This is a genomic window from Streptomyces sp. NPDC001941, assembly GCF_040296945.1.
Taxonomy (GTDB): domain Bacteria; phylum Actinomycetota; class Actinomycetes; order Streptomycetales; family Streptomycetaceae; genus Streptomyces.
In genome coordinates this window covers 13411-38864 of sequence record NZ_JBEOYE010000046.1, presented here as the reverse complement: position 1 = coordinate 38864, position 25454 = coordinate 13411, and the positions used below count along the sequence as shown (strand labels likewise).

Annotated in this window: 23 protein-coding genes and 1 pseudogene; 12 read left to right on the top strand and 12 right to left on the bottom strand. The window is 74.6% G+C overall.

Annotated elements, in window-relative coordinates; genetic code table 11:
- Positions 1–219: 219 nt before the first annotated feature.
- Together ABT160_RS27535 and ABT160_RS27530 are read left to right on the top strand one after the other, a co-directional pair.
- Positions 220–834: a hypothetical protein gene (locus ABT160_RS27535; protein ID WP_351650512.1), complete on the top strand. Its 615-nt coding sequence runs from the start codon at positions 220–222 to the stop codon at positions 832–834.
- Positions 835–989: 155 nt separating this feature from the next.
- Positions 990–1742 (top strand): 3-keto-5-aminohexanoate cleavage protein, encoded by a 753-nt coding sequence (locus ABT160_RS27530; protein ID WP_351650511.1) that lies wholly within the window; start codon positions 990–992, stop codon positions 1740–1742.
- 17 nt (positions 1743–1759) lie between these two features.
- On the opposite strand, the gene soxR is transcribed toward ABT160_RS27530, so the two are convergent.
- Positions 1760–2236, bottom strand: a complete 477-nt coding sequence (gene soxR, locus ABT160_RS27525; RefSeq protein WP_351650510.1) for a redox-sensitive transcriptional activator SoxR — start codon at positions 2234–2236, stop codon at positions 1760–1762.
- Between the two features lie 128 nt (positions 2237–2364).
- Here soxR and ABT160_RS27520 point away from each other — a divergent pair, with 128 nt between their 5' ends.
- Positions 2365–2826 carry a MaoC family dehydratase gene (locus ABT160_RS27520; protein WP_351650509.1) on the top strand — a complete coding sequence of 154 codons (462 nt, stop codon included), beginning with the start codon at positions 2365–2367 and terminating at the stop codon, positions 2824–2826.
- Positions 2827–2837: 11 nt separating this feature from the next.
- Here the strand turns inward: ABT160_RS27520 and ABT160_RS27515 are convergent, their stop codons facing one another.
- From ABT160_RS27515 to ABT160_RS27505, 3 genes and pseudogenes are all read right to left on the bottom strand, one after another.
- On the bottom strand, positions 2838–3491 hold the full coding sequence (locus ABT160_RS27515) for a TetR/AcrR family transcriptional regulator (RefSeq protein ID WP_351650508.1): 654 nt from the start codon (positions 3489–3491) through the stop codon (positions 2838–2840).
- A gap of 279 nt (positions 3492–3770) precedes the next feature.
- Positions 3771–4058, bottom strand: coding sequence for a YiaA/YiaB family inner membrane protein (locus ABT160_RS27510; protein WP_351650507.1), 288 nt, complete (start codon positions 4056–4058; stop codon positions 3771–3773).
- A 130-nt stretch (positions 4059–4188) separates the two neighbouring features.
- Positions 4189–5340, bottom strand: a pseudogene (locus tag ABT160_RS27505) (acyl-CoA dehydrogenase family protein).
- Positions 5341–5435: 95 nt separating this feature from the next.
- On the opposite strand from ABT160_RS27505, the gene ABT160_RS27500 reads away from it, so the two are divergent.
- Positions 5436–6095, top strand: a complete 660-nt coding sequence (locus tag ABT160_RS27500; RefSeq protein WP_351650506.1) for a TetR/AcrR family transcriptional regulator — start codon at positions 5436–5438, stop codon at positions 6093–6095.
- A 66-nt stretch (positions 6096–6161) separates the two neighbouring features.
- Here ABT160_RS27500 and ABT160_RS27495 read toward each other — a convergent pair whose 3' ends face one another.
- The 6 genes from ABT160_RS27495 to ABT160_RS27470 form a co-directional block, all read right to left on the bottom strand.
- Positions 6162–7241 (bottom strand): Zn-dependent alcohol dehydrogenase, encoded by a 1080-nt coding sequence (locus ABT160_RS27495; RefSeq protein WP_351650505.1) that lies wholly within the window; start codon positions 7239–7241, stop codon positions 6162–6164.
- 61 nt (positions 7242–7302) lie between these two features.
- Positions 7303–8697 (bottom strand): aldehyde dehydrogenase family protein, encoded by a 1395-nt coding sequence (locus ABT160_RS27490; protein ID WP_351650504.1) that lies wholly within the window; start codon positions 8695–8697, stop codon positions 7303–7305.
- Between the two features lie 100 nt (positions 8698–8797).
- On the bottom strand, positions 8798–10030 hold the full coding sequence (locus ABT160_RS27485) for an MFS transporter (RefSeq protein WP_351650503.1): 1233 nt from the start codon (positions 10028–10030) through the stop codon (positions 8798–8800).
- Position 10031: 1 nt separating this feature from the next.
- Entirely contained in the window at positions 10032–11465 is a 1434-nt protein-coding gene (locus ABT160_RS27480; RefSeq protein WP_351650502.1) for a CitMHS family transporter, read from the bottom strand.
- Positions 11466–11585: 120 nt separating this feature from the next.
- Positions 11586–13790 carry a molybdopterin oxidoreductase family protein gene (locus ABT160_RS27475; protein WP_351650501.1) on the bottom strand — a complete coding sequence of 735 codons (2205 nt, stop codon included), beginning with the start codon at positions 13788–13790 and terminating at the stop codon, positions 11586–11588.
- Positions 13791–14048: 258 nt separating this feature from the next.
- Positions 14049–14654: a TetR/AcrR family transcriptional regulator gene (locus ABT160_RS27470; RefSeq protein WP_351650546.1), complete on the bottom strand. Its 606-nt coding sequence runs from the start codon at positions 14652–14654 to the stop codon at positions 14049–14051.
- Positions 14655–14759: 105 nt separating this feature from the next.
- Between ABT160_RS27470 and hmgA the strand changes: the two genes are divergently transcribed.
- The 4 genes from hmgA to ABT160_RS27450 all read left to right on the top strand — a co-directional run bounded on the left by hmgA (position 14760) and on the right by ABT160_RS27450 (position 19286).
- On the top strand, positions 14760–16070 hold the full coding sequence (gene hmgA / locus ABT160_RS27465) for a homogentisate 1,2-dioxygenase (RefSeq protein ID WP_502984312.1): 1311 nt from the start codon (positions 14760–14762) through the stop codon (positions 16068–16070).
- An 11-nt stretch (positions 16071–16081) separates the two neighbouring features.
- On the top strand, positions 16082–16846 hold the full coding sequence (locus tag ABT160_RS27460) for a GntR family transcriptional regulator (RefSeq protein WP_502984311.1): 765 nt from the start codon (positions 16082–16084) through the stop codon (positions 16844–16846).
- 44 nt (positions 16847–16890) lie between these two features.
- Positions 16891–18027, top strand: a complete 1137-nt coding sequence (locus ABT160_RS27455) for a type ISP restriction/modification enzyme (RefSeq protein ID WP_351650499.1) — start codon at positions 16891–16893, stop codon at positions 18025–18027.
- A 62-nt stretch (positions 18028–18089) separates the two neighbouring features.
- A complete protein-coding gene (locus ABT160_RS27450; RefSeq protein ID WP_351650498.1) occupies positions 18090–19286 on the top strand; it encodes a CaiB/BaiF CoA transferase family protein in 1197 nt (398 codons plus the stop codon).
- A gap of 108 nt (positions 19287–19394) precedes the next feature.
- On the opposite strand, the gene ABT160_RS27445 is transcribed toward ABT160_RS27450, so the two are convergent.
- Positions 19395–19661 carry a hypothetical protein gene (locus ABT160_RS27445; RefSeq protein WP_351650497.1) on the bottom strand — a complete coding sequence of 89 codons (267 nt, stop codon included), beginning with the start codon at positions 19659–19661 and terminating at the stop codon, positions 19395–19397.
- Positions 19662–20067: 406 nt separating this feature from the next.
- Here ABT160_RS27445 and ABT160_RS27440 point away from each other — a divergent pair, with 406 nt between their 5' ends.
- Positions 20068–21648 (top strand): serine/threonine-protein kinase, encoded by a 1581-nt coding sequence (locus tag ABT160_RS27440; protein WP_502984310.1) that lies wholly within the window; start codon positions 20068–20070, stop codon positions 21646–21648.
- Here ABT160_RS27440 and ABT160_RS27435 read toward each other — a convergent pair.
- Positions 21632–22429 carry an SGNH/GDSL hydrolase family protein gene (locus tag ABT160_RS27435; RefSeq protein WP_351650495.1) on the bottom strand — a complete coding sequence of 266 codons (798 nt, stop codon included), beginning with the start codon at positions 22427–22429 and terminating at the stop codon, positions 21632–21634. The two genes, ABT160_RS27440 and ABT160_RS27435, sit on opposite strands and share 17 nt — an antisense overlap.
- Positions 22430–22568: 139 nt before the next feature.
- Here ABT160_RS27435 and ABT160_RS27430 point away from each other — a divergent pair, with 139 nt between their 5' ends.
- From ABT160_RS27430 to ABT160_RS27420, 3 genes are all read left to right on the top strand, one after another.
- Positions 22569–23006 (top strand): hypothetical protein, encoded by a 438-nt coding sequence (locus ABT160_RS27430; protein ID WP_351650494.1) that lies wholly within the window; start codon positions 22569–22571, stop codon positions 23004–23006.
- Positions 23007–23595: 589 nt separating this feature from the next.
- Entirely contained in the window at positions 23596–24420 is an 825-nt protein-coding gene (locus ABT160_RS27425; protein WP_351650493.1) for a glycosyltransferase family 2 protein, read from the top strand.
- Positions 24417–25454, top strand: a 1038-nt coding sequence (locus tag ABT160_RS27420; protein ID WP_351650492.1) for a glycosyltransferase family 2 protein, incomplete at its 3' end; no start/stop codon positions are given. The genes ABT160_RS27425 and ABT160_RS27420, both read left to right, overlap by 4 nt.

Genomic DNA, 25454 nt, shown 5'->3' with positions numbered 1-25454 from the left:
AGCTGAACATGCGTCACCTTTTCCGAATCGTCACAAGTCGCCCGCCCGTCCGAGGCCCGTACAGGGGTGGTCACCCGTGCGGGCGGGCACGGTACGGGGAGCGCCCCGAGGGGCGCGCGTGGCGCGGAGGAGCCCCTCTCGTTTTTGGATGGAGCCGGATCGGGCACTCGTACGTCCATTACGTGACGCCGCAGAACGAGCGACGGAGGTGGCAGTGCGATGGCCGGATTCCGGAGTCTTGCGAGACAGGTCCGCGATCCGAGGTGCGACCTGGCGCTGCGGAGGTATTCGCTGCGCAAGTGCCTGGAGCGGTTCGCCCCCTACGGACACCGGGCGACCTGGGACCACCTGTGCACGAGGCACCGCTTCGGGCCGGAGGACCGGGACCCCGATCCGGCGCGGCTGGTGGCCGCGCTCGACGAGCTGGAGGACGCGCGGGCGGTGTGGCTCGCCTACGAGGAGCAGTTCGCGGAACGCCGCAAGCGTGAGAAGCACGACGGGCTGAGGCGGCCCGGGTCCGTCGACGACTGGCACCGGCGCACCTGGGGAGGCAACGGGGTGGCCCGCTGCGACGACCCGGCCGTGCACCCCTCGGAGCCGCTGGGCGAGGTGCTGCGGCGGCTGATATCGGCACTGGAGACGGACCCCGGGGAGAGCTGCCCGGTGTGCGCCGACCCCTCGATCGTGTGGCAGCCCGAGCTCCGCCACGAGCCGTGGTTCGGGCCGGTGTGCACGCACTGCGGCGTGGTGGTGCCGCAGTCGCTGCTGACGTCCCGGGCGCTGAACGAGGCCAAGCGCACCTCCCGGGGCAGCGAGCTGGCGCACGTGGCGTAGGGCCTGGCGCGCACGTCCCGTCCGGGCCCCGGGAGCGGCGGGGTCCGGGGGCAGCGGGGCCCAGGAGTCGTGGGCCCCGGGGGCGGCGGGGTCCGGAAGTCCGACGGGGTCCGGAATCCGACGGGGCTGTCAGTGGGCGGTGGGACCATCGGAGGATGATCCAGGTCTGTCTCAACGGGACGCGCGACCCGGCCGAGTCCGGGGCGCTCCCGCTCTCACCGCGGGCGCTGGCCGCCGCCGCGGCGGAAGCCGTGGCCGCCGGCGCCGCCGACGTGCACGTGCACCCCAAGACCCCGTGCGGCTCGGACTCGATGTCGCCGCGCGTCCTCGACCCGCTGCTCGGCGGGCTGCGGGGCGCCGTGGACGTGCCCGTCGGGGTGACCACGGGCGCGTGGGCCGAGCCCGACCCGCTGCGGCGCGTGGAGCGGGTGCGCTCCTGGTCCGTGCTGCCCGACCACGCCTCGGTCAACTGGCACGAGGAGGGCGCCGAGGAGCTGGCCGCGGCGCTGCTCGCGCGGGGCGTGGGCGTGGAGGCGGGGATCTGGTCGGGGACCGACGGGGCCCGGCTGTTCGCGCGCTCCCCGCTGCGCCCGCGCGTGCTGCGGGTGCACGCCGAAGTCACCGACCGGGACCCGGAGTCGGCCCCGGCGACCGCGCGGGCGCTGCTCGGGGAGCTGGGCGACCTCGGCGGCGTACCGGTGCTGCTGCACGGCGAGGAGGGCGGCGCCTGGCCGGTGCTGCGGCTCGCGGCACGGCTCGGGCTCGACACGCGCGTGGGCCTCGAGGACGTGCTGCTGCTGCCGGACGGGCGGCCCGCCGGGTCCAACGCCGAGCTGGTGGAGGCGGCGGCCCGGCTGGTGGAGGCGGCCGGGCGCCGGCGGGGCGGGGGTGGTGCCGATCCGGGCTAGGCACCGGCGGGTGCGGCTCAGTCCTGGTCGGTCTTCGTGCGGCGTTCGGCCATCAGGCGGGAGCCGGTCATGCGCTCGCCGAAGGCGTCGTCCGGGTTGGACAGCACGCACGTCGACAGCGACAGGCACCCGCAGCCGATGCAGTCCGTCAGGTGGTCGCGCAGACGGCCCAGCTGAGTGATGCGCTCGTCCAGTTCCGAGCGCCAGGCCTCCGAGAGGCGTGCCCAGTCCTCGCGGGTGGGGGTGCGCTCCTCCGGGAGTTCGGCGAGCGCGTCGCGGATGGTGGCGAGCGGGATGCCGACCCGCTGGGCGGCGCGCACGAAGGCGACCCGGCGCAGCGCGTCGCGCGTGTAGCGGCGCTGGTTGCCGCTGGTGCGGCGGCTGCTGATCAGGCCCTTGGACTCGTAGAAGTGCAGCGCCGACACCGCCGCGCCGCTGCGCGCGGACAGCTGGCCGACGGTGAGCTCGTGGACCTTCTCTGGGATCTGGGGCACCCGCCGAACCCTACTGGGCCTCCGTTGACAGGACCGCGCCCGCCCGACCATGCTGAGCAAGCGCTTAGACAGCGGAAGTCTCCGAAGTCACGGACCATCACGGTCAGTCACAGTCAGGGAGTTGCGGCATGGCAGAGCCCAGGGTCTTCACGTCCGCCGACGAGCTGCGCGCCGGGGTCGGCGAGCAGCTGGGGCACAGCGACTGGCTGGAGGTGGACCAGAAGCGCGTCGACCTGTTCGCCGACGCCACCGGTGACCACCAGTGGATCCACGTGGACCCGGAGCGCGCCAAGTCGGGCCCGTTCGGCACGACCATCGCGCACGGCTACCTGACGCTGTCGCTGCTGCCGCTCCTGGTGCCGCAGGTGCTGCGGGTCGAGGGCATGAAGATGGGCCTCAACTACGGTACGAACAAGGTCCGCTTCCCCGCCCCGGTGCCGGTCGGCTCGCGGCTGCGCGCCACCGCCGTGCTCCAGGAGGTCACCGACGCGGGCGGCGGCGTCCAGGTCACCGCGCTGGTGACCGTGGAGCGCGAGGGCTCCGAGAAGCCGGTGTGCGTCGCCGAGTCGGTGTCCCGCTACTTCTTCTGACCGGACAGGTCCTAGCGGCCGGATCCCGGGGCCGTCCGCACGTCCCCGGCACCCACCATGCGCAGCACGAGGTCGGCGTAGAGCGCGCCGACCTCGTCCGGCGTGCGGCGCCCGGCGGTGTTGAACCAGCGCGCCACGTCGATGCAGAGCGAGAGCACGGCCAGGGTGGTGCCCGGCACGTCCGGCACGTCGAACTCCCCCGCCGCCACGCCCTCGTTGAGGATCCGGCGGACCGCCGCGTCGCTGCGCCTGCGCAGTTCCACGATCTCGGCGCGGTGCCCGTCGCCGAGCGCGTCCAGTTCGTACTGCACCACCCGCGCGGTCGTGTGGTGCCCGGCGTGCCAGCGGACGAAGGAGCGCACGGCGGCGGTGAGCCGCTCCGAGGCCGTGCCGCCGGCCCCGGCGGCCGTCTCCAGGATCTCCAGGGCCTTGTCGTGGCCGATCCGGCTGATCCGGTGGAGCAGCTCTTCCTTCGTCTTGTAGTGGATGTAGAGGGCGGCCGGGCTCATCCCGGCGCGCCCGGCGATGTCCCGCGTGGTGGTGGCGTGGTAGCCGCGCTCGGCGAACGCCTCCACGGCGGCGACGAGCAGCCGCCTGGCGGCCTCGGGCGTGACCTCGGCCCAGGGCCGCTCCTCGGCCCCGGCCGTCTCCTCAGCCGCGCTCATCGTTCGCCCCTTCGTCCGTTCGGCAGGACGAACACCATACAACGAAGCTGAGCAAGCGCTTAGGACCTGTCCGGTCGATCACGCCTGGGCCGCGGCGCCTGGCACGCACGCTCGCGGCGTTGTCGAGCGGTCAACAACGCTCCGCGTTGCCTCCCTCCTCCGCCTTGCGATCGCACGCACCAGCCACCGCTCACCAGGACCAGAAGGCACCCGGCACCCCGTGTCGGCATGATCGACCGGACAGGTCCTTAGGGCCTGCGGCGGGGAAGTTCCTTGAGGTCAGAGCTTCTGGAAGGGGTCGTGCTCGGCGAGCAGCTTCTCCAGGCGCGCCTGGTCGACCCGGCTGGTGATCTGCCCGGCCTCCTGCCGGTCGCGCACGACCTTGGCGAGGGTGAAGGCGGAGGTGGTGAGGTAGAGGACGGCGATGGCGAGGAACGCGCGCACCCAGCCGTCCACGTCCAGCTGGTAGACGCCGATGGCGACGGCGGCGAGCGCGAAGGCGAAGGACAGGGTCGCCTGGAGCGAGTAGGCGGCGGTGTTCTGCTGCTTGACCGGTGTGTCACTCATGGGGCCAGCATCCGGCGGGCGTGACGGGGGCCACATCCGCGCGGATACTCATCCCCGTACTCAGGCCCCCGGGCCGGGGTCCCGCACCCGGGGGCCACTCGGAGCACCGAGACCCGCACCCGGGACCCGCTCAGAACGCCGAGACGCCCGTCAGCGCGCGGCCGATGATCAGCTTCTGGATCTGGCTGGTGCCCTCGTACAGCGTCATCACGCGGGCGTCGCGCAGCAGCTTCCCGGCCGGGTACTCGTCGATGTACCCGTAGCCGCCGAAGACCTGCAGGGCGTTGTTGGCGGCGCGCACCGCGGCCTCGGAGGCGAAGAGCTTGGCCTTGGAGGCGGCCGTGGCGAACTCCTCGCCCCGGTCCACCAGGTCGGCCACCCGCCAGGTCAGCAGCCGGGCCGCGTCGACGTCCACCGCGATGTCGCTGATCAGCTACTGCACCAGCTGGTAGGAGGCGATGGGCTTGCCGAACTGCTCGCGCTCCCCCGCGTACGCCACCGCCGCGTCCAGGGCCGCCTGGGCGATGCCGACGCAGCCCGCCGCCACCGACATCCGGCCCTTGGCCAGCGCCGACATGGCGACCGAGAAGCCCTTGCCCTCCGGGCCGAGCATCGCGGAGGCGGGCACCCGCACGTCGCGCAGGACCAGTTCGGCGGTGGCCTGGCCGCGCAGCCCGAGCTTGCCGTGGATGGCGCGCCGGGTCAGGCCGGGGCTGTCGGCGGGCACCAGGAAGGCGGATATCCCCTGGTGGCCGGGCGCACCGCCGGTGCGGGCGAAGAGCAGCACGACGTCGGCCCAGGTGCCGTTGGTGATGAAGGTCTTGGACCCGTCGAGGACGTACGCGTCGCCGTCCCGCTCCGCGCGCGTGGCCAGGTTGCCCGCGTCGGAGCCGGTGCCGGGCTCGGTGAGGCCGAAGCAGCCGACCGCGTCGCCGGCGGTGAGCCGGGGCAGCCAGTGGCGCTTCTGCTCCTCGTCGCCCCAGGAGGCGATGGTCTTGGCGACCAGGCCGAGCGAGACCGAGACGATCCCGCGGACCGAGGAGTCGCCGCGCCCCAGCTCCTCGGTGACGAGGCAGTACGTGAGGTGGTCGCCGCCCGAACCGCCGTACTCCTCGGGGACGGTGAGCCCCAGGAAGCCGATCTCGCCGAGCTTCTTCACGACGCCCCGGTCGACGCTCTCCGCGCGGTCCCAGCCGATCACGTGCGGGGTGATCTCGCGGGCGACGAAGTCCCTGGCGAGACGCCTCGCGTCCGCCTGCTCCTCGCTCAGCTCCAGGTTCATGCGCGGGCACCTCGCTCGGGGCGTCGGGGGTACGGGTCGGAGGGCGCCGGCAGCATTTAACTACCACTGCTAGTTTCCTCGGGGCAGGCCCTACTATGTGCCGCATGGCCCGACCGCGCAAGCCCCTCCTCAGCCGAGACCGGATCGTCGAGACGGCGAGCGCGCTCGTGGACGCCGAGGGCCTCGACGCCGTCTCGACCCGGCGGCTCGCGGCGGAGCTCGGCGTCAGCGGCCCGTCCCTCTACAACCACTTCCGGGGCAAGGACGAGATCCTGGAGGCCGTCGCCGACGCGGTGAGCGCCCGGGTCGACCTGTCGATGTTCGACGAGGACGACGGGCGGGACTGGCGGGAGGCCCTGCACGACTGGGCGCTCTCCTACCGGGCCGCCCTCACCGCCCACCCGCACATCGTCCCGGTGCTCGCCCGGGGCCCCGGCCGCCGCCCGGCCGGGCTGCGGGTCGCCGACGCGGTGTTCGGCGCGATGGTGCGCGCGGGCTGGCCGCCCGCGCAGGCCACCCACATCGGCGCGCTGATGCGGTACTTCATCACCGGCTCGGCGCTCGGCTCGTTCGCGCGCGGCTTCGTGGACGACGAGACGGCCTACGACCCGGCGGACTACCCGCACCTGGGCCAGGCGCACCTGCTCGCCGACCACCAGGAGAAGGTCGACGAGGGCGCGTTCGAGACGGGTCTGCGGGCCCTGCTCGACGGGCTCGCGGTGCGGTACGGGACGGTGGCGGCGGGCGGCGCCTGACACCGCCCCGCGCCCGCGTACCGCCCGACGGGCCGGGAGACGGGACCCCTCGGGACGCCACCGGCCTCAGAACACCACCAGCGCCCGGCCGCCCTTGCCCGCGAGCATGTTCTCGAAGGCCGCCGGGATGCCCTCCAGGCCGATCCGGTCGGTGACCAGCGCCTCCAGGTCCAGCCGGCCCGCCCGGACGTGCTCCGCGAGGACCGGCAGGTCCACCGCCGGGTCGCAGTCGCCGTACACGCAGCCCGACAGGGTGCGGGCGAAGTGGAACAGCTCCAGGGCGTGGAAGGTGACCTGCTGGTCCTTGCCGCCGACGCCGACGACCGTGGTGCGCCCGCCGCGCCGGGTGGAGTCCCAGGCGGCGCGGATGGTGGCGGCGCGGCCCACGCACTCCAGGGCCACGTCCGCGCCGTGCCCGCCGGTGAGCTTCCTGACCTCCCTGGCGGTGGTGTCCGAGGCGAGGACGAAGTCGGTGGCCCCGGCCGCCCGGGCCAGCTCCTCCTTGTGCGGGGAGGCGTCGACCGCCACGATCCGGCCCGCCCCGGCGATCCGGGCGGACTGGATCGCGGCGAGGCCGACGCCGCCGACGCCGTGGACGACGACCGACTCGCCCGCGCGGACCCGGGCGTTGTGGTGCACTGCCCCGTAGCCGGTCAGCACCGCGCAGCCGAGCAGCGCCGCCACGTCCAGCGGGACGCCCTCGGGCGCGGGCAGCACGCAGTCGGCGGCGACCACGGTCTCCTCGGCGAACGCGGCGACGTTCAGGCCCGGGTGGAGCTCGGTGCCGTCGGCGGCGGTGGCGTGCACCCGGCCCGTACCGCTCAGCGCGTCGGCGCACAGCCAGACCTCGCCGAGGCCGCAGTGGTGGCAGCTGCCGCAGGAGGGAGCCCAGTTGAGGACGACGCCGTCACCGGGCGCGACGTGCGACACGCCCTCGCCGACGGAGACGACGGTGCCCGCGCCCTCGTGGCCGAGCACGGCGGGGACGGGCACCCGCATGGTGCCGTTGGCCAGGGACAGGTCGGAGTGGCAGACCCCGGCGGCGGCCAGGCGGACCCGCACCTGGCCGGGTCCGGGTTCGGGGAGTTCGATGTCGGTGATCTCCAGCGGGGAGCCGACGGCGGGCAGGACTGCGGCGCGGACCACGTTCGGTTTCCTCTTTCCTCGCGTTCCCTGGGGGGAGTTCGGGACGTGCCGGGCGACCGGCTCAGAACTGCAGGGACTTGGTCTGGAGGTACTCGGCGAGGCCGTGCGCCCCCAGCTCCCGGCCGACGCCGGACTGCTTGTAGCCGCCGAAGGGGGCCAGCGGGTTGAAGCGCCCGCCGTTGATGTCGACCTGGCCGGTGTCCATGCGGCGCGCGAAGGCGGCGGCCTCGGCCTCGTCGCCCGCCCACACGGCGCCCGCGAGCCCGTACACCGTGCCGTTGGCGATGCGCAGGGCCTCGTCCTCGTCCTCGTACTTCAGGATCGAGAGGACCGGGCCGAAGATCTCCTCCTGGGCGATCGTCATCCCGGGCGTGACGTCCGCGAAGACGGTCGGCGCCACGTAGTAGCCGGTCTCCAGCGGCGCGTCGGGGCCGCCCGCGACCAGCCGGGCGCCCTCGTCGAGGCCGGTGCGGATGTAGCCGCGCACCCGCTCCAGCTGGCGGGCGTTGACCAGCGGGCCGACCCGCTCGCCCGGCACGTACTTGGCGACGGCCGTCGCGGCCAGCCCCACCGCCTCCTCGTAGCGGTCCGCGGGCACCAGCATCCGGGTCCAGGCGCTGCACGTCTGGCCGGAGTTGGCCATCACGTTGGCCACGCCGACGGCCACCGCCTTGGCCAGGTCCGCGCTGGGCAGGATGACGTTGGCGGACTTGCCGCCCAGTTCCAGGGCGACCCGCTTGACGCCCGCGCCCGCGATGGCGCCGATCTTCCGGCCGACGGCGGTGGAGCCGGTGAAGGAGACCAGGTCCACGCCCTCGTGCTCGGCGAGGGCCTGGCCGGCGACCGGGCCGAACCCGGTGACCAGGTTGAACACGCCGGCGGGCAGGCCCGCCTCGTGGACGGCCTCGGCGAACAGCTGGGCGGTCAGCGGGGTGTCCTCGGCGGGCTTGAGGACGACCGTGCAGCCCGCGGCGAGGGCGGGCGCCACCTTGGCGACGACCTGGTGCAGCGGGTAGTTCCAGGGCGTGATGGCGCCGACGACGCCGAGCGGCTCGTGGAGCACGGTGGAGTTGCCGACCTTCTCCTCGAAGGCGTACGAGGCGGCCAGTTCGGCGTACGAACCGGCGACCACGACCGGCAGTCCGGCGTGCACCGCCTGCGCCAGCTGCGGCGGCGCGCCCAGTTCGGCGGTGACCGTCTCGGCGATCTCGCCCTGGCGGGCGGCGAGCACGCCGCGCAGCGCGGCCAGCCGGGCGGCGCGCTCGGCGGGCGGGGTGGCGGCCCAGCCGGGGAAGGCCGCGCGGGCGGCCCGTACGGCGGCGTCGACGTCCTCGGCGCCGCCGGCCGGGACGTGGGCGATGACCTGCTCGTCGGCCGGGTTGACCACCTCGATCGTCCCGGTGCCCGCGGCGGGCCGCCAGTCGCCGTCGATGTACATGCCGTCGTGGGCCTTCATCGCTTCTCCTCACGGAACCTGGGGCGTGGAGGCCAAACTAGCGCCGTTAGTTTTCCGGCACCAGGGGATGCCCGGCCAGGCGGCGCCCCGGTGCCGGCGGTCAGGTCCGGGCCGCGGTCTCCTCCGCCGCCTCCCGTACGCCCCGGCCGGCCTCCGGCACCGGGACCGCGCCCCACGCCCCCGCCGTCACCAGCAGGACCCCGAGCAGGACGAACGGCGCCGCCACCCCGGCCACCCCCGCGACCAGCCCGGCCGCCGCGGGCGTCGCGACCTGGCCCAGCCGGTTGCCGGTCAGCCGCAGCGCCAGGGCCGTGGAGCGGGCGTCGGCCGGGGCCGCCCGCACCACCGTGGTCATCGACAGCGGCTGCCCCACCCCCAGGCAGAACCCGAGCAGCGCGAGCACCACGGCCAGCGCCCACACCGGCACGGGCAGCGCGATCGCCGCGCACAGCGCCCCGCCCAGCAGGCAGGTCGCCACCAGCAGCGCGGTGCGGCCGAGCAGCCGGATCATCGGGGTCATCACCAGGCGGCAGGCGATGGTGGCCGCGGCCCGCAGGCTGAGCAGCAGTCCGACGGTCGCGGGCGCGATGCCGCGGTGCTCGCCGACCACGGGCAGGTAGGCGGTGAGGACGTCGGTGGCGGAGAGCACGGCGAGGCTGACGCAGATCCCGGCCGGGACGCCCCGGGTGCGCAGGATCCGGTGGACGGGCACCTTCGCGGGCGCGGCGGCGCGCCCGGCGGCCCGTCCGGCGCGCCGCTCGATCCGCCACAGCGAGGCGGTGGAGACCACGGCGACGCCCGCCGAGACCACCAGGGCGAGCGAGGTGGTGCGTGCCATGTCACCGGTGATGAGCCACCCGGCGGCCATCGGGCCGATGAGCTGGCCGAGCGAGGCGCCGATGGTGAAGTGGCCGAAGTTGCGGTCCTGTTCGGCCGGGGCGGACTGGCGGGCCACGATCGACTGCGCGCCGATCACGAAGCACAGGTGCCCCAGGCCGGTCACCCCGCTCCACGCGGCCATCGCCACCAGGTCGTCCGCGAGCCCGCCGGCCGCGCAGCCGACCGCGATCAGCGCGACGCCCAGCGGCAACAGCGGGGCGCAGCGCCCCTGGTCGGTGCGGCGTCCCAGCGGGACGGCGGCGAACAGCGGCAGCAGCGCGTACGCCCCGGCGATCACGCCGACGGCCCGTTCGTCGGCGCCCAGCGAGAGGGCCCGGTAGGAGACGGCCGGGCGCGCCATCGACACCGCCCCCTGCGCGAAGCAGAAGGCGATGACGAGGCGCAGCAGCCAGCCCCGGGGGTTCCCGGGCACCCGGTCGGCGGTGGACGTCACCTCAGATGATCCCGAAGAGGATCCCGGCGGCGAGGACCACCAGTGAGGTGAGCGCGGCCCACTTGACCGTGAAGCGGGTGTGGTCGCCGAACTCGACCTTGGCCATGCCCACCAGGACGTACACGGCGGGGACCAGCGGGCTGGACATGTGCAGGGCCTGGCCGACGAGCGAGGCGCGGGCGATCTCCAGCGGCGAGACGCCGTGCGCGGCACCGGCCTCGGCGAGGACGGGCAGCACGCCGAAGTAGAAGCCGTCGTTGGACATGAAGTACGTGAGCGGCAGGCTGAGCAGGCCGGTGACCAGGGCCATGTGCGGGCCCATCCCGTCCGGGATGGCGCCGACGAGCCAGTCGGCCATGTGCTTGACCATGCCGGTGCCGGTGAGGACGCCGGTGAAGACGGCGGCGGCGAAGACCATGCCGGAGACGTTGAGGACGTTGTCCGCGTGGGCGGCGATGCGGGCCTTCTGGTCGGGGATGCGCGGGTAGTTGACGGTGAGCGCGAGGGCGGCGCCGAGCAGGAAGAGCACCGGGATCGGCAGCACCTCCATGATCATGGAGGCGAGCAGCGCCACGGTGAGGGCCGCGTTGAACCAGTACAGCCGGGGGCGCAGGGTCGCGCGGTGCGGGTCGAGCCCGCGCAGGCCCTCGTCGTCGGCGTCGTCCCCGCCGTCGGCCGTGCCGGCCGCGCCCGGCGCGTCGGAGGTGCCCGCGCCGCCGCCCGCCGTCCGCTTCGGGCCCTCGCCCGCCGGACCGGCCCCGGCGCCCGCCAGGACGGCCTCGGGCTCCGGCTCGGCCACGAGCACCCGGTCCAGGGAGAGGTGGCCGACGCGCTTGCGCTCGCGGCGGCCGAGGACGTACGCGAGGAGGAGCACGAAGACCAGTCCGGCGGCGAGCGCGGGGATCATCGGGACGAACACGTCGCCCGCGTCCACCTTCAGGGCGGTGGCGGCGCGGGCGGTGGGGCCGCCCCAGGGCAGCGTGTTCATCACGCCGTTGGCGGTGGCGGCGACGCCGGTCATCACGACCAGGCTCATCCCCAGCCGCTTGTACAGCGGGTACATGGCCGAGACGGTGATCATGAAGGTGGTGGAGCCGTCGCCGTCCAGCGAGACGATCGCGGCGAGCACCGCCGTACCGACGACCACCCGCATCGGGTCGGCCTTGCAGAAGCGCAGGATGCCCCGCACCACCGGGTCGAACAGGCCCGCGTCGATCATCACGCCGAAGTAGACGATGGCGAACATCAGCATGGCCGCGGTGGGCGCGAGCTTCCCGACGCCGTCGATGACGTAGTCCCCGAGCTGTGCCCCCTGGCCGACCAGGACGCAGAACAGCGCGGGGATCAGGACCAGCGCCGCGATCGGCGACATCTTCTTCAGCATGATCAGGACCAGGAAGGTCGCGATCATGCCGAAGCCGAGGATGGTCAGCATGGAGGTCACCTCACGTTCACCCTTGAACTCCCGCCGGGGCGGCGGTCCGGACGACCGTAGGGCGCGTGAGATCGCGTTAACAAGGTGTTGACGCGTGAGCAATACGAGCAAAACCCCAGCTCAACGCAGGGGTGTCACCTCCACCGGGAAGCCGTTGAGCACGGCGGTGCCCGACAGCGGGTCGAGCCTGCTGCCGTCCAGGAGCTGGTTGACGTTGACGCCGGGGCGGGCGGCGGCGACCGCCATCCTGGTGCCGGGCCGGTCGTGGCCCCAGCCGTGCGGCAGGCTCACCACGCCGGTGCGCACCGCGTCGGTGACCTCGGCGGGGGCCCGCACCTCGCCGCCGTCGGAGCGCACCCGCACGGTGTCGCCGTCGCCGATGCCGAGCCGGGTGGCGTCGGCGGGGTGGATCTGGAGCGTGCAGGTGTTGGAACCGCCGTTCAGGGCGGGCACGTTGTGCATCCAGCTGTTGTTCGAGCGCAGGTGGCGGCGGCCGACCAGGACGAGCGAGCCGGTGGCGGGACCGTCGAGCGCGGCGCGCAGCCGGGGCAGGTCGGCGGCCAGGGCGCCGGGCAGCAGTTCGATCCGCCCGCTGCGGGTCCTGAGCGGGCCGGGCAGCCGGGGCTCCAGCGGGCCGAGGTCGATGCCGTGCGGGTGGGCGAGCAGCGCGTCGAGGGTGAGGTCGTACGGGCCCGCGCGCAGCATCAGGTCCAGGCGCCGCTCCGGTCCGGTGGAGCCGCCCAGCGCGGCGGCGGCCTTCTCGGGGTCCTGCCCGTACAGCGGCGAGTGGGGTTCGGCGACGGCCTTGGCCAGGGCACGGGCGATGGCCTGTTCGTCGACGGCGGCGGGCGGGGCGCCGTGCGCTCCGCCGACCGCGAGGACGAGCCGGGCGTGGATCTCGCACTCGTCCATCCGCCCGTCCTCCAGGGGCACGGCGGCCGGGGTGTAGCGGACCTGGTTGCGCACCGCGAAGCCGTTGAAGGCGAAGTCGAAGTGGGCGCTGCGGGACGGCGGCGGCGGGGGCAGCACGACGTCCGCGTGGCGCGAGGTCTCGTTGAGGTACGGGTCGACGCTGACCATGAAGTCCAGCCCGGCCAGCGCCCGGTCGAGCCGGTCGCCGTCGGGGGCGGAGAGCACCGGGTTGGCGGCGATGGCGATCACGGCGCGCACCCGGCCCTCGCCGGGGGTCTCGATCTCCTCGGCGAGCGCGGCGACGGGGAGTTCGCCCTTGGCCTCGGGGTGCCCGGAGACGCGGCTGGCCCAGCGGCCGAGCGCGAAGCCGCGGCCGGGTCCCGGGGGCCGGGGCGCGGGGACGGTGGCGGAGAGCGGGAAGAGGGCGCCGCCGGGCCGGTCGAGGTTGCCGGTGAGCACGTTGAGGACGTCGACCAGCCAGTTGGCGAGGGTGCCGAACTCGACGGTGGAGCTGCCGACCCGGCCGTAGACGGCGGCGGTGGGCGCGGCGGCGAGCTCCCGGGCGATCGTACGGATCTCCCCGGCCGGTACGTCGCAGGCACCGGCGACCGCCTCGGGCGTGAAGTCCCGTACCGCCTCCTCCAGTTCGGCCAGGCCCTCCAGGTGCGGGGCGAGGTGGGGGCCCGGGTCGGCCAGGCCCTCGGCGAACAGGACCTGGGCGAGCGCGGCGAGCAGCAGCGCGTCGGCGCCGGGGCGGATGGCGACGTGCCGGTCGGCGAGGCGGGCGGTGCGGGTGCGCCGGGGGTCGACGACGGTGAGGGTGCCGCCGCGGCGGCGCAGCGCCTTGAGCCGGCCGGGGAAGTCGGGGGCGGTGCACAGGCTGCCGTTGGAGTCGAGCGGGTTGGCGCCGAGGAGGAGCAGGTGGTCGGTGCGGTCCAGGTCGGGCACGGGGACGGCGAAGGCGTCGCCGAAGAGCAGCCCGCTGGAGACGTGCTTGGGCATCTGGTCGAGGGTGGAGGCGGTGTAGATGTTGCGGGTGCCCAGCCGGCCGAGCAGCAGCGGCGGGTAGAGGGCGCCGGCCATGGTGTGCACGTTGGGGTTGCCGAGGACCACGGCGACGGCGTCGGCCCCGTGTTCGGCGACGAGCGCGGGGACGCGGGCGGCGATCGCGTCGAACGCCTCCTGCCAGGTGGCCTCGCGCAGCTCGCCGCCGTCGCGCAGCAGCGGGGTGCGCAGCCGGTCGGGGTCCGCGTCGAGTTCGCCGAAGGCGGCGCCCTTGGGGCAGACGAACCCCCGGCTGAACACGTCGTCGCGGTCGCCGCGCGCCCCGGTGACGCGGGTCCCTTCGACGGTGAGGGCGAGCCCGCAGGTGGCCTCGCAGAGGGGACAGATACGCAGGGCGGTGCGCGGCATCGTGGACTCCTGGTGGGCCGGCCCGGCCGGTCGGCCGGGGTGACGGCGGGTCGGTACGGCTGCGGACGGGGCCGCGGCCGAGCATACCGACCGGTAGGCACGTCCGGGAGGGGCCGGGGCTCTCGTCCCGCCCGAATCGCCCGGGCCGCGCGCCACCGGGACCGGAGGCGCGCGCTCCAGGAGTTCCGTACCACTGGGGATCCCCCGGGAGGCGCCCGCACCAGGAGCTCCGTACCCCAGGAGATCCCCCGGGCGCCCTCACTCCAGGAACGGCACCAGGTAGGCGTGCAGCAGCTCGCGGCACTCGGCGATCAGCCCGGCGTCGCCGGACGGGTCGGTGCGGAAGGCGAGCTGGAGCAGGGCGTCGGTGGCCTCCACGCCGACCAGGACCTTGCGCCGCAGCCGCTCGTCGGCGTCCCGGCCGAGGTGGGCGGCGAGCAGCTCGCAGAGCCGGTCGGCGACCAGGTGGTTGGGGTCGTCGTCGGGGGCGGGGACGCCGAAGTCGACCAGCGCGAAGCCGGGGACGGTGCGCTTCATGGCGAGGTACTCGTCGAGGACGACGTCGATGGCCGCGCCGGCCCCGGTGGCGGGCGGGGCCGCGAGGCGGGCCGCCACGCGCTCGGCGTAGTGGTCGAGGTTGCGGTGGGCGAGGGCGGCGACCAGGGCGCGCTTGTTGCCGAAGAAGCGGTAGACGGAGCCGATGGGGACGCCGGCGCGCACGGCGACGGCGCGGGTGCTCAGCTGTTCGTAACCGGTCTCGTCGAGCAGCTCGGCGCACGCGTCGAGGATCCGGGCGAGGCGCTCGGCGCTGCGCCGCTGGACCGGGGTGCGGCGGAGGGCGTTCGACTGGGGCACGCCCCCCATCATGCCGCTGAAGCGCGGGGGCGCGCCGTTGACGGACGCCGCACGGAATCCTACGGTCATACATAGGATTCCGTGTTCGACCGAGGGCAGGAGCGGGCGATGACCGTGGACGACCAGGCGCGCAAGACCGCCGAGGCGCTGGAGTACCTCTCCGGCTTCGGCAACGAGCACAGCTCCGAGGCGGTGCCCGGGGCGCTGCCGCACGGCCGCAACTCCCCCCAGCGCGCGCCCCTCGGCCTGTACGCGGAGCAGCTCAGCGGCAGCGCCTTCACCGAGCCGCGCGCCCACAACCGGCGCTCGTGGCTGTACCGGATCCGCCCCTCGGCCGCGCACCCGCCGTTCGCCCGCGTCGACAACGGCGCGGTGCGCACGGCGCCGTTCACCGAGACCGTGCCCGACCCCAACCGGCTGCGCTGGAACCCGCTGCCCGAGCCCGCGCCCGGCACCGACTGGCTGGCCGGCCTGTGGACGCTCGGCGGCAACGGCGACGCCGCCCAGCGCACCGGCATGGCCGTGCACCTCTACCACGCCAACGCCTCCATGGACCGGGTCTTCAGCGACGCCGACGGCGAGCTGCTGATCGTCCCCGAGCGCGGCGGCCTGCTGCTCCGCACCGAGCTGGGCCTGCTCGCGGTCCGCCCCGGCGAGGTCGCGCTGGTCCCGCGCGGGGTGCGCTTCCGGGTCGAGCTGCTCGACGGGAGCGCCCGGGGGTACGCGTGCGAGAACTACGGGCAGCCGTTCGCCCTGCCCGACCTGGGCCCGATCGGCGCCAACGGCCTGGCCAACGCCCGGGACTTCCGGGCGCCGACCGCCGCGTACGAGGACGTCGAGGGCCCGGTCGAGGTGGTCAACAAGTTCTGCGGCAACCTCTGGTCGGCCACCTACGACCACTCGCCGCTGGACGTCGTCGCCTGGCACGGCAACCACGTCCCGTACGTCTACGACCTGCGCGCCTTCAACGTCATCGGGACGATCTCCTACGACCACCCGGACCCGTCGATCTTCACGGTCCTCACCTCCCCCTCCGACACCCCGGGCCTGGCGGGCGTCGACTTCGTGGTCTTCGCGCCGCGCTGGCTGGTCGGCGAGGACACCTTCCGCCCGCCGTACTTCCACCGCAACGTGATGAGCGAGTACATGGGCCTGATCGAGGGCGCGTACGACGCCAAGGCCGAGGGGTTCGTCCCGGGCGGCGGCTCGCTGCACAACATGATGTCCGCGCACGGACCCGACCGGGAGACGTTCGACAAGGCCAGCGCCGCCGAGCTGGCGCCGCAGCGGATCGACGACGGACTCGCGTTCATGTTCGAGACCCGCTGGCCGGTCACCGCCACCGCCCAGGCGGCGGGAGCTGATCACCTGCAACGGGGGTACGACGACGTGTGGCAGGGTCTTCAGCGCCACTTCCGGCCGTAGGGCCGGATCCGATCGGAGATGCCGTGACGTCCTCCTTCGCCCCGGACTCGCTCGTCCTGAACCGCAAGCTGCCGCTCTGGTACCAGGTGTCGCAGTCGCTGCGCGCCTCGATACTCGGGCGGGGCCCGGACGCCCCGCTGCGGCTGCCCACCGAGGAGCAGCTGGCCGCGCACTACGGGGTGAGCGTGCTCACCATGCGCCAGGCGCTGAAGGAGCTGGAGGAGGAGGGGCTGATCAGCCGGCACCGCAGACGCGGCACGTTCATCGAGCCGGGCGCCCGCCGGGGCGCCCCGCGCCGGCTGCTCGGCTCCATCGACGCGATCGTGGCCCAGCAGTCCGGCGAGGCGACGACCGTCCTCGGGTACGCGTCGGGCCCGGTGCCCGGGGACCTGGTGGAGCACTTCCCCGGCCTGGCCGAGGTCGTCACGTACCGCAGGCTGCGCCGCGACGGCGAGAGCGGCGAGCCGACGAACTGGGCGGAGAACGCGGTGCGCCCGGACGTCGCCGAGAAGCTGGACGTGGCGGCCCTGGAGCGCTGGCCGATGACGAAGGTGCTGCGGGACGTCGTCGGGGTCCGGATCAGCCGGATCACCGACACCGTGGAGGCCCGGCTCGCGGACCCGGAGACGGCCGAGCTGCTCAGGGTCCCGCTGCTCTCGCCGATCCTGCACTACACGGGCGTCACCTACGACGCGGCCGGCCGGGTGGTGGACGTGGCCCGCATCCGCTACCGGGGCGACCGGTTCTCCTTCTCGGTGACGGTGGACGCGGAGTGAGGCGCCCGCGTGTGCCCTCCCCCTCCGGCTCGTAGGCTTGGGCCATGCTGCTTGATGACCTGATGCCGTGGTCCACGCCGCCGCTGCGGTACGGGCGTTCATGGGTCGTCGCTCCCGACTCCCGCACCCTGCGCTCCCGTTGGGACGCGCTGCTGCGGGCCGGGGGCGAGGAGCGCGCCGCACTGTTCCAGGAGTCCAGGGCCCGCACCCTGCGCACCTCGGTGGCCGCCCTGCCGGGGCACTCCACGGGCACCGGGCAGCTCGCCGGGGAGGCCGGGCCGTGCCCGGAGCCGGTGCGGATCGCGCACGGCCCGTTCGACGAGCAGTGGCTGCTGCCGGACCACCGGCTGATCGACGCGGCCCGGCCCGAGCTGTGGCGGGTGGCGGACGAGCACCAGCTGTTCGCGGTGGAGCAGGGGTACGTGCCCGGGGGCGGCGGCCCCGCCGTGCTGGTGTCCGCGGTGCTGCCCGACGGCCGCTCCCCCGCCGGGCGCCCGGGCCGGATCCGCCCGCTGTACCGCAGGCCGGGCGGCACCGAGCCCAACCTCGCCCCGGGCCTCCTCGACCTGCTCACCGCCCGCTACCGGCTCGACGTGGCGCCCGAGGACGTGCTCGCCTGGGTCGCCGCGACGGCCCGCGCGGGCGCCCGGGGCTCCGAGGTCCCGCTGCCCGCCGACCCGGCCGTCTGGGCCCGGGGGGTGGCCCGCGGACAGCGCCTGCTGACCGCGCAGCTGCGCGGCGCGCGCGGCGGCGGGCGGCCCCGGCTGCCGGGCGGCCGGCGGCCCTACGTGCGCCAGGCGCTCCCGGCCCGGCCGCGCGCCATGGCGTACGACCCGGCGGAGGAGGTGCTCAGCCTGGACGAGGGCCGGGTGGCGCCGGTGCCGCGGGCCGCCTGGGACTTCCGGGTGGCGGGCGTGCGGGTGCTGGAGCTGTGGTTCGAGCGGCGGGTGCGCACGGCGGAGCCCGGCACCCTGGACGCGGTCGGCGGCGGGTGGACCCAGGAGTGGACCTCGCAGCTCCTGGAGCTGATCACGGTCCTGGCGCTGGTCGCCGCCGAGGAGCCGGTGGAGGCGGCGGACGACCTGGGCCCGCTGCCCTCCGTACCGCCGTCGGCGCGCCGCCCCGCGTCGGTCCTGGACCACCTGGAGGAGGGCCCGGGCGGGCAGTTCGCGCTGCTCTGACGCCCCGTCGGACCGGTGGCGGGGGTGACAGGCGCGGCCGGTACGCGATAGGTACGGCTGCCATGACCACTCAGCCGCTGCCCCTGGACGGGATCACCGTCGTCTCCGTCGAACAGGCCGTCTCCGCGCCCTTCGCCACCCGCCAGCTCGCCGACCTCGGCGCCCGGGTGATCAAGGTGGAGCGGCCCGACGGCGGGGACTTCGCCCGCGCGTACGACACCGCCGCCGCGGGCCTCGCCTCGCACTTCGTGTGGTGCAACCGGGGCAAGGAGTCGCTGGCCGTGGACCTGAAGGACCCGCGCGGCCTGGCCCTGGTGCGCCGTCTGGTGGCGGACGCGGACGTGTTCGTGCAGAACCTGGCGCAGGGCGCGGCGGCCCGGCTCGGCCTGGACGCGGCGACTCTGTGCGCGGCGCACCCGCGGCTGGTCGCGGTGGACGTCTCGGGGTACGGCGCGGGCGGCCCGTACGCGCACAAGCGGGCCTACGACATGCTCGTGCAGTGCGAGGCGGGCCTGGTGTCGGTGACCGGCACGCCCGGGGAGCCGGTGAAGGCGGGGATCCCGGCGGCGGACGTCGCGGCGGCCATGTACGCCTTCTCCGGGGTGCTGGCCGCGCTGCTGCGGCGCGGCACGACCGGGCGGGGCGGCCCGGTGGAGATCTCGATGCTGGAGTCGCTCGCGGAGTGGATGGGCCACCCGCTGCACCACGGGATGCACGGGGGCACGGCCCCGGCGCGCACGGGCCTGGCGCACGCCGTGATCGCCCCCTACGACGCGTACCCGACGGCGGACGGCGGCCGGGTGCTGCTCTCGGTGCAGAACGACCGGGAGTGGGTGCGGCTGTGCGAGCGGGTGCTCGGCCGCCCGGAGCTGGCGCGCGACCCGGCGTTCGCGACGAACACGGCCCGGGTGGAACGCCGGGCGAAGACGGACGCGGCGGTGGCGGAGGCGCTGGGCGCGCTGCCGGCGGCGGAGGCGGTGGCGCGCCTGGAGGAGGCGGGGATCGCCTGCGCCCGGCTGAACACGGTGGCGGACGTGGCCGCCCATCCGCAGCTCGCCGCGCGGGACCGCTGGCGGGAGGTGGACACGCCGGTGGGGCCGCTGCGGGCGATGCTGCCGCCGATCACGTTCCCCGGCGGGCCGGAGGCCGGGATGGGGCCCGTTCCCGCGCTGGGGGAGCACACGGACGCGGTCCTGGGTGAGCTGGGGCTCGGTGCCGAGGAGCTGGACGCGCTGCGCGCGGCGGGGGTGGTCCGCTGAGGCGTCTGGTGCGGTGCGCGGACCGGTACGGCCCCGGGGTGGGCGGGGCCGCAACGGGCTGCGCGTGTGCGGGTGTTGCGGGGCGGCCGTGCCGCCGGTGGAATGCCGTCAGCCTCCGTTGCCGAAGAGGGTGCGCCGCAGGCGGCGCAGCGGGGCGAACAGCGACACGCGCGCGCTCTTGCGGCGGGTGTGCGAAACCTCACGGTCGCGTGAGGTCAGTTCGCGCATGAGGGAGGTGGCCTCGGCCGCCTCGCGCTGGGGCACGGCGGGTCCGCCGAGCACCGAGAGATGGCGGTCGAGCCGCGAACTGGTCGCGCTGCTCCCGCACGTGATGGCAGGCACGCGCGGCCTGCTGCGCACTGTTATCTGTTCCATGTCACTCCCCACCCGTACGAGGGCACCCGGCCCGGGCAGGTTAACCCTATCCCCCCGCGATGACACCCGTGTATCCCGGTCGCAGGATTCACCACTCCGGTACGAGGGTTGACGGCCTTTCGGTTACTCTCCGAATACATCTGATTCCAGGGCGAGTTGGACATCCGGTCCGGTGTGCCTCTGCTGTCCCCCTCCGGCTACCCGCCCGGGCCGCCGTCCACGCCTGCGGATCCGCCGGGGCCGCCCGCGCGGATCTGCGGCCGAAGGGGCGCCGGGGACCTGGAGTTGAGCTAACTTTGAGAGGTTTCCACCGAGATGCCGCGCCACTGCGGAGGGGGCTCGCGTGCCGGAGAATCAGCTGATCGCGGGGCGTTACCGGCTGCTCGGCCCGCTGGGCGAGGGCGGCATGGGGGTGGTCTGGCGGGCCCGTGACGAGGTGCTCGGCCGCGAGGTGGCGGTCAAGGAGGTGCGGGCCCCCTCCGGACTGCCGGACGCCGAGGTGCGCCGGCTGTACGCGCGCCTGGAGCGGGAGGCCTGGGCGGCGGCCCGGATCACCCACCGCAACGTCGTCACCGTGTACGACGTGCAGAACGACCAGGGCCGCCCGTGGATCGTGATGGAGCTGGTGCGCGGCCTCACCCTCTCCGAGGAGCTGGACGCGGAGGGCCCGATGTCCCCGCGCCGGGCCGCGCACATCGGCGCGGAGGTGCTGGCCGCGCTGCGCGCCGCGCACGAGGCGGGCGTGCTGCACCGGGACGTGAAGCCGGGCAACGTGCTGCTGTCCAACGACGGCCGGGTGGTGCTGACCGACTTCGGCATCGCCGTGGTGGAGGGCACCTCCAACCTCACCATGACCGGGGAGCTGATCGGCTCGCCCGAATTCCTGGCTCCCGAACGGGCGTTGGGGCGTCCGGCCGGACCGGAGTCGGACCTGTGGTCGCTGGGCGTACTGCTGTACGCGGCCGTCGAGGGCAACTCCCCGTTCCGCCTGGACACGCCCTTGAACACGCTGCGGGCCGTCGTGGACGAGGAGCTGCCGCCGCCGCGCCGGGCGGGCGCGCTGGCCCCGGTGATCGAGGGCCTGCTGCGCAAGGAGCCGCAGGAGCGGATGACGGCCGCCGAGGCCGAGCACCAGCTGCGGATCGTGGGCGCGGGCGGCACCCCGCGCGACCCGGGCGCGGCGGCGGCCGGGCCCTACGCCCCGACGATGACCGCGCCCACTCCCCCGCTGCCGATGCCGGTGCCGGTGCCCTCCGCGGGGGCGGCGACCACGGCCGCCGGGTACGGGCCCGCCTCCGACACCTCGGCCGGCGCGCCGGAGCCCCGGCGGGACCGGAAGGCGGGGGCGGCGCTGGCGGCGGGGATCGCGCTGCTCCTGCTGGCGCTGGCGGCGCTGGCGTACGTCCTGCTCAACGGCAGGGCCGGCGGTGACGGGCAGGCCGGGGGCGGTGCTTCGGCGGGTTCGTCGAGCAGCGCCACGGTCCCCGGCGGTGGCGCCACGACCGGCGGGAAGAGCCCGTCGTCCGAGGACCCTTCGCCCTCGGCCTCCTCCGACGAGCCGTCGAAGGAGCCGTCGTCCTCGGCGCCGCCCCGGCAGACCGTCCAGGTGTACGCGCAGGAGGTGCGCGGGAGTTACAGCGGGACGTGCCCGCCGCCGGACCGGCAGGCTCCCGCGTTCAGCGGGGCCGTCACGGTGGGGCGCGTGCCCGCGACGGTCGAGTACCGCTGGGCCACCGAGAGCGGCGAGGGCTCGGGCGACTGGAAGACGCTGCGCTTCCCGGCGGGCGGCGAGGCGGCACGCGAGGTGAACCACACGGTGACCGCGTACCCGCAGGGCGGGACGCGCCGCGACCGGGTGCGGATCGAGGTCCGCTCGCCGGTGCCGGTGAACTCGAACTGGGTGTCCTTCTCGGTCACGTGCGAGGAGGACGCGAGCCCGTCGGGCGACGCGTCCTCCCCCGGGTACTCCGCTACGCCACAGCCCTGAACGCGGGCAGGTAGCCACCGGACTGGCCGGCGGCGGTGGGGTGGTAGGACTCGCCGATGTTGAGCCAGTTCACGCTGTGCAGCCAGGCCGAGCCCGAGCAGATCTCGTGGCCGGTGAACTGCGGGACGACCGAGGCGAAGGTGAACCCGTGGGCGCCGGCCCGCTTGGCGGTGGCGGCGTTGAGGTAGTCCGACGCGCTGTTGATCGCGGTGCGCTCGGCCTCGCTCAGACCGGTCACGCAGCTGCCGGAGAGCTTGTAGAAGCGGGGGTAGCCGAGCACGACGACCCGGGCGCCGGGGGCCTTGGCTCTGATCGCCGAGTACACGGCGTCGAGCTTGCCCGGCAGGGTCGAGTCGACGTACGCCCTGGCCTGGTTGACCCGGTTGACGCAGGTGGACTCGGACTGCAGGACGCAGGTGGTCATGACGTCCGCGAAGCCGGCGTCGTTGCCGCCGATGGTGATCGAGACGAGGTCGGTGGAGGCGTTCAGCGGGCCGAGCTGACCGGACGTCACATCACCCGTACGAGCGCCCGAGCACGCCGTGAACGCGAACGAGGAGGGTGAGTTGGCGGCGGCCCACAGGGCCGGGTACGCCTTCGGCGTGCGCTTGCAGTCGCCGCTGGAGCCGTCGTACGAACCGGAGCCGACGCCCGAGGAGTACGAGTCACCCAGGGCCACGTAGTCGACTGCGGCGGCCTGCGCCTGCCCCGCCCCGGTGAGGGCGAGCACGGCACCGAGCAGGAGCGAGGACGAGAGAGCCGCGACGCGGGACAGTTTCATGGAACCTCCTCTTAGCAGGATCTCTGCCGGACTTTTTGTACCGGGGAGTAGGCGATGCTGGAAGTGTCCATGCCAAGAAGATTTGGCGAGGAACCGGTGACCCCAGGCGTTCTTGACGGTCAGTCGAGCCAGGCTCAGGATGAACAGCCTCGGAATCCGGCATCCGGCGCCCCAGGGGGCGAACACCGCCATGCAGACCATGCCGAACAAGTCGCCCGTCCCGACCCGGTCGGACGCCCTCGCGCTGCTCGCGGGCGTCGCGGTCGCCGTCGCGGCGGCCGGAGCGGCGCTCCCGCTGGCCGGCCTCGACTCACCACTGCGGGCGCCGTGCGCCGTGTTCTTCCTGCTGGCCGCCCCGGCCGCGGGCATCGCCGCCGCGCTGCCCCGGCTCGCCCCGGGGGCCCGTGCGGCCGTCGCGGCGGGCGGGGCCGTGCTCCTCGACACGGCGGTGGCCCGCGCGCTGCTCGCCTTCGACGGCTGGTCGGTGCGCGGCGCGGTGGCGGCGGTGGCCGCCCTCTCCCTGCTGGCGCCGCTCGTCGCGGCGGCCTCCAGACGGACGCGGGGCGTCCGGAAGTGACCGTCCGGCGCGTTCCCGCGGCTTGATCGTCAATTCACGTCCTTTTACCGCGCTTTACCGCAAGATCGGGAATTCGGCGAGCCATGACAAGCGCTCTCACTCCTTGGTGTGAATGAGGCTGCTGGGGTGTCGTCATATCCGGGTTACCGAGCTAAACCCTTCTGTGACACAGCGGCCGGAACTCCGCCGCCCTCGCGGACCGTCTCCGTATCCGACCGTGGAAGAACGACCCATGAGGAAAGGACGTGAGGCCCGTTACAGGCCTTGCCATACGGTCCCCATCGTCAATACCGTCTTACATCCACCCGCAACGGACGATCGCGCACAGCGGCTCTGGGGAGGGCTCAAGCGTCGCAGTGACGGCCGTGGCGGGGCGCGGTAGGGGGGTGCCGTGCTCGGCGTGCGCTTTGCCGGTCACGGGCCGCGCAGTCGGCAATACCAGCTCACCCTTTGCATTTTCACGGCACGGAGTCCATGGCACGGAGATCCATTCCGTCATGGCCCGGGGTGAGAACCCCCCTTTCGAACCGGACACTCATCCGGACCGCCCGGGGGCGGGCGGTCCACCGGACGAGAGGGAAACAGACTCATGAGCTCCTTCCTGCCGCCGGTCGCCCCTTCGGATTCCGAGGACGGCCGTTTGGCGGCGCAGTACCGGGCCATCACCTCGCACCTCGCGATCGCGCCACCGGTGAGCGTGGTCATCCCCGCCATGAACGAGGCGGAGAACCTCCCGTACGTCTTCCGCAGCCTGCCCGGCTGGATCCACGAAGTGGTGCTCGTCGACGGCAACTCGACCGACAGCACCGTGCGCGTCGCCCGGGAGCTCCGGCCCGACGTCAAGGTCGTCAAACAGGTCGGCAAGGGCAAGGGGGACGCCCTCATCAGCGGCTTCGCCGCCTGCACCGGCGACATCATCGTGATGGTCGACGCGGACGGCTCGGCCGACGGCCAGGAGATCGTCAGCTACGTCTCCGCGCTGGTCGGCGGCGCCGACTTCGCCAAGGGCTCCCGCTTCGCCAACGGCGGCGGTACCGATGACATGACCCTGATCCGCCGGCTCGGCAACCGGGCCCTGTGCGCCATCGTCAACGCCAAGTTCGGCGCCCGCTACACCGACCTGTGCTACGGCTACAACGCGTTCTGGCGGCACTGCCTGGACAAGATCACGCTGGACTGCACCGGCTTCGAGATCGAGACCCTGATCAACATCCGGGTCGTCAAGGCCGGGCTGCGGGTCCAGGAGGTGCCCAGCCACGAGTACCTGCGCATCCACGGCGTGAGCAACCTCAACGCCGTACGGGACGGCGTCCGGGTGCTCAAGGTGATCCTGCGGGAGGAGCGGGTGCGCCGCGCCGCGCGCCGCGGCAGCGCCGCCTTCTCCGTCGACGTCCCCCGGGGGGACGCGCCTTGAGCGAGCGCCGGTTCTCCGTGGTGGTCTGCGCCTACACCGCGGACCGCTGGGACGACATCCTCGCGGCCGTCGCCTCGGTGCGGCGCCAGACGCTGCCCGCCCTGGAGACGCTGCTCGTGGTCGACCACAACGCGGCGCTGGGGCGGCGCCTCGAAGAGGAGTACGGGGACGGGGCGCCCGGCGCGCGGGTGCGGGTGCTCGCCAACGCGGGCCCCCGCGGCCTGTCCGCCGGGCGCAACACCGGGATCGCCGCCGCCCGGGGCGAGTTCGTGGCCTTCCTCGACGACGACGCGGTCGCCGAGCCGGACTGGCTGCGCTTCCTCGCCCAGGGGTACGACGACCCGGCGGTGCAGGCCGTCGGCGGGCGCACCCTGCCCGCCTGGGCGTCGGGGCGCCGCCCGGCCTGGTTCCCCGAGGAGTTCGACTGGGTGGTCGGCTGCACCTACCGGGGGCTGCCCGCCGGCCGGGTCCGGGTGCGCAACGTGCTCGGCGGCAACGCCTCCTTCCGGCGGTCCGCGTTCGACGCCGCGGGCGGTTTCGCCACCGGCATCGGGCGCGACGGCGGCCGGCGGCCGCTGGGCGGCGAGGAGACCGAGCTGTGCATCCGGCTGGCGCGGGCGGTGCCCGGTGCGGTGCTGCTGGTCGACGACCGGGCCGTCATCCACCACAAGGTCCCGCCCGGGCGCGAGCGGTTCGCCTACTTCCGCACCCGCGCCTACGCCGAGGGCCTGTCCAAGGCGCTGGTCGCCCGCAGCGTCGGCGCGGGCCGGGGCCTGGAGACCGAGCGGCGCTACACCACCCGGGTGCTGCCCGCCGGGGTGGCCCGGGGCCTGCGCGACTTCGTGCTGGCCCGGCCGGGCGGCGCGGGCCGGGCCTGCGCCATCGTGACCGGGGTCGCGGCGGCGGCCGGGGGCTACGCCCGGGGCGCCCTGCGGGCCCGGGGGGGGGCCCCGCCGGTGAGGGTCCGGGCGGGCCCCCGGGGGGGGGCGGGCCGGCGGGGGGGGGGGGGGGGCGGTTCGCGCCCGGGGCCGGGG